Genomic DNA, 2810 nt, shown 5'->3' on the forward strand with positions numbered 1-2810 from the left:
CGCCCTGGCGGCGTCCGACGATCCGGTCTTCACGACGACGCCGGCGCCCTCGTTGCCGATCGGCAGGGATTCATCGAGCCGGCCGGCCATCGCCCGCATCCCCGCCTCCGGCACCTCGGCCGTGATCACGGGACGATCCTTGCTGCCCGACGCCTTGATGGTCGAGAGGTCCGCGGCGCCGACCAGCAGGCCGAGATCGGACGGGTTGATCGGCGCCGCCTCGATGCGCACCACGACCTCGTCCGGCCCCGGCTCCGGCGTCGGCACGTCCACGAGCGACAATTCGAGCTCGCCGCTGCGCTTGATCAGGGTTCGCAGCTGCAGGCCCTGTGTCGCGACGCTCATGGATGCCTCCCTCGTTCTTATTCGTCTCGACGACCGATCAGGCCAGCGCCTTCAGCGCCGAGCGGCCGGCGTAGCGGGCCTGCGAATCCAGCTCCTGCTCGATGCGCAGCAGCTGGTTGTACTTCGCGGTGCGGTCGGCGCGCGCCAGCGAGCCGGTCTTGATCTGCCCGCAATTGGTGGCGACCGCGAGATCGGCGATGGTCGAATCCTCGGTCTCGCCGGAGCGGTGCGACATCACGGCGGTGTAGCCGGCCTTGTAGGCCATCTCGACCGCGGCCAAGGTCTCGGTCAGCGTGCCGATCTGGTTGACCTTGATCAGGATCGAATTGGCGCGGCCATTGCGGATGCCGTCGGCGAGGCGATTGACGTTGGTGACGAACAGGTCGTCGCCGACCAGCTGGCATTTGTGGCCGATCAGGTCGGTGAGCTCCTTCCATCCGTCCATGTCGTCCTCGGACATGCCGTCCTCGATCGAGACGATCGGATAGCGGGCGACGAGGTCGGCGAGATATTTGGCCTGCTCGGAGCGCGAGCGGCTCTTGTTCTCGCCTTCATAGACGTACTTGCCGTCCCTGAAGAATTCGGTCGCGGCGCAGTCGAGCGCCAGCATCACGTCCTCGCCGGCGGTGTAGCCGGCCTTGCCGATCGCGGCCATGACGAAGTCGAGCGCCGCGTCGGCCGACGGCAGGTTGGGCGCGAAGCCGCCCTCGTCGCCGACATTGGTGTTGTGGCCGGCCTTCTTCAGCTCGCCCTTCAGCGTATGGAAGATCTCCGAGCCGCAGCGCAGCGCCTCCGCGAAGGTCGGCGCGCCGACCGGCATGATCATGAATTCCTGGAAGTCGATCGGGTTGTCGGCGTGGACGCCGCCATTGACGATGTTCATCATCGGCACCGGCAGGGTGCGCGCCGAGGTGCCGCCGACATAGCGGTACAGCGGCATGTCGTAGGAGATGGCGGCGGCCTTGGCGCAGGCCAGCGAGACGCCGAGGATGGCGTTGGCGCCGATCCGGCTCTTGTTCTCGGTGCCGTCGAGCTCGATCAGGATCTGGTCGATCTGGACCTGGTCCTGCACCGACATGTCGCTCAGCGCCTCGTAGATCTCGTCGTTGATCGCCTCGACCGCCTTCTGCACGCCCTTGCCGAGATAACGGTGCTTGTCGCCGTCGCGCAGCTCGACCGCCTCATGGGCGCCGGTCGAGGCGCCCGAGGGAACGGCGGCGCGGCCGACCGAGCCGTCCTCCAGCACGACGTCGACCTCGACCGTGGGATTGCCGCGGCTGTCCAGGATTTCGCGGCCGATGATGTCGACGATGGCGGTCATGAGGTCCTCTTACGGGCGTTTCCGGGTGGGCATTGCTGCGCCGCTTCTACCGCAAGCCTGGGAAGCCGAAAAGGCCAAGTGGTGCAGAAGTGGCGCAGAAGTCGCGCCGAATTCACGAAGCGGATGACGCGGGAAGCGCGATTGGCTAAACGGGCGCCAGCTGCGACAGGTACACGACATATGGCGAAAAGATCCACCACACCCACGACATCGGCCGGCCTCCAACTCGGCCGCCAGGTGCCGGCCCCGGACAGCCCGGAAACGGCGAGGCTCGACCGCGTTCCCAATCCGCAGAAGGACACCGATTACCTGGCCCGCTTCACGGTCCCGGAGTTCACCTCGCTGTGCCCGGTGACCGGCCAGCCGGACTTCGCCCATCTCGTGATCGATTACGCCCCCGGCCCCTGGCTGGTCGAATCCAAGTCGCTCAAGCTCTATCTCGCCAGCTTCCGCAACCACGGCGCCTTCCACGAGGATTGCACGGTCGCCATCGGCAAGCGCCTGGCCGCCGAGATCAAGCCCAAATGGCTGCGCATCGGCGGCTACTGGTACCCCCGCGGCGGCATCCCGATCGACGTGTTCTGGCAGACGGGGAAGCTGCCGAAGGGATTGTGGGTGCCGGACCAGGGCGTGGCGACGTATCGCGGGCGGGGGTGAAGGGAGGCGAGCGACTGTGGCGCAAGAGACGTGATCGATCGCCCTCGAGCTTCGCCTTATAGGCCACCGGACAGAACGCCGCGAACGTATTGGATGATCTCCGGCCTCTTGCAGGCGGCGAAATCGACCACGATCTTCTCGTCTCGATGGTCCTTCCCCTCGATGCAGTCCAGCACTGGCACGACAATTCGAAGCGATCAGCCCGTGACGCACTAGCGCTTTGCTGTTGCAATCATCAATTGGATGGTCCTTTCCGCCACGTCCTCAGGCGACGCGCGCGGCTAGCACACTTCAGTATCGCCCTCATCTATCTCCCACCCTCTCTCACTCTCTACATTCGGAGAAATCAGAAACACGCCGCCGGTCAAGCGTATTGTCCAAGCCTGCGCCAATCTTGCGAATGCCGACCACGACCCAATACCCAGATGGTCTAGAATAACCGGTTTTGGATAGGACGATCGACCAGGCGTCGACACGAGAGGATTTC

Annotated in this window: 2 protein-coding genes and 1 pseudogene; 1 reads left to right on the plus strand and 2 read right to left on the minus strand. The window is 65.2% G+C overall.

From position 1 onward, the window contains the following. Positions 1-345: pseudogene (locus BRAS3809_RS02900) on the minus strand (NADH oxidase); the annotation flags it as partial. Between the two features lie 37 nt (positions 346-382). Then, complete coding sequence (gene eno / locus BRAS3809_RS02905; RefSeq protein WP_008960603.1) at positions 383-1666, minus strand: phosphopyruvate hydratase; 1284 nt, start codon at positions 1664-1666, stop codon at positions 383-385. A gap of 180 nt (positions 1667-1846) precedes the next feature. On the opposite strand from eno, the gene queF reads away from it, so the two are divergent. Then, complete coding sequence (gene queF, locus BRAS3809_RS02910; RefSeq protein WP_008960604.1) at positions 1847-2323, plus strand: preQ(1) synthase; 477 nt, start codon at positions 1847-1849, stop codon at positions 2321-2323. The last annotated feature ends 487 nt before the right edge of the window (positions 2324-2810 follow it).

Source organism: Bradyrhizobium sp. STM 3809 (genome assembly GCF_000239795.1).
Classification (GTDB): domain Bacteria; phylum Pseudomonadota; class Alphaproteobacteria; order Rhizobiales; family Xanthobacteraceae; genus Bradyrhizobium.

Excerpts from the sequence above, each read along its gene's own strand:
- queF (WP_008960604.1), top strand. The coding sequence starts at position 1,847 with ATGGCGAAAAGATCCACCACACCCACGACATCGGCCGGCCTCCAACTC.
- eno (WP_008960603.1), bottom strand. The coding sequence starts at position 1,666 with ATGACCGCCATCGTCGACATCATCGGCCGCGAAATCCTGGACAGCCGC.